This window comes from Pseudomonas machongensis (genome assembly GCF_034961125.1).
GTDB classification, from domain to species: domain Bacteria; phylum Pseudomonadota; class Gammaproteobacteria; order Pseudomonadales; family Pseudomonadaceae; genus Aquipseudomonas; species Aquipseudomonas machongensis.
The window spans coordinates 1-965 of sequence record NZ_JAYFUI010000013.1 but is presented as its reverse complement, the minus strand read 5'-3'; the positions used below and the strand labels follow the sequence as shown (position 1 = coordinate 965).

The following is a 965-nucleotide window of genomic DNA, read 5'->3' as shown; positions in this document are numbered from 1 at the left end:
TGCCCAGCGACGGCCAGCCGTACCGCCCCTCGGCGATCGAGGTCAGGCTCGGTGCCCGCGAACGCCTCGACAGCCACGAGGTCGCCATTGCCGTGGCGGCCACCACCATGAAGCTCAACCCGAAATTTCTCCAGGCCTGCCAGCAGATCGTCGAGCGCAGCCGCGAGCGCCATGGCCGCCACGTGCGCCTGCACTTTCTCATCGGCCAGGCGCAGGGGTTGCTCTATCCGCAGCTGCAGCGCCTGATCCGCCGCTATGTCCCGGATGCCGTAGTGCACCCGCACCAGCCTTATGCGCAGTACCTGGACACCTTCGACCGTTGCGACCTGTTCCTCAGTCCGTTTCCGTTCGGCAACACCAACGGCATCATCGACGCCTTCACCTTGGGGTTGCCGGGGGTGTGCAAGACCGGGCCGGAGGTGTTCGAGCATATCGACGAGGGGTTGTTCAGGCGGGCGGGGTTGCCTGGGTGGACCATTGCCGCGACGGTGGAGCAGTACATCGAGGCGGCAGTGCGCATGGTGAGCGAGCCGGCGCAGCGTGGCGCGCTGTATGCGCACCTGGGGAGTGGAAAGCCGTTGCAGCGGTTGTTCGAGGGCAGGCCGGAGATTTTTGCCGAGCATCTGCTGGCATTGCTGGCGTGTCGTAGCTGAGTTTTTTGGTGGCCTGACCGGCGCTTTCGCGGGCAAGTCGGGGCGCCGAACCGCCGCTTGTGTCTTGATAGGGGATTAGAATCTGGAGTGAGAGCGGTGAATGGCAAGCTGAATGCCGCATGTGCCTTGAGCACGAGTGGGAGCACAAGCTGCCATTCACCGTTCCACTTTGGCGAGAGCCCGAACAGTTGGATGCGGCCTTGATCTCGAATCACAAGCGTGGGCCAAGCCAAAGTCCTCTCACTCTGTTGAGTCTAGGAGATTTTGGTGATGGTTTCCTTTGTGGGTATCGATGTTTCTAGTCGCACGCTG

1 pseudogene is annotated in these 965 nt (G+C 62.5%); it reads left to right on the top strand.

Going from position 1 to position 965, the window contains the following annotated elements:
• A pseudogene (locus VA602_RS00400) lies at positions 1 to 653 on the top strand (peptide transporter); the annotation flags it as partial.
• Between the last annotated feature and the right edge of the window lie 312 nt (positions 654 to 965).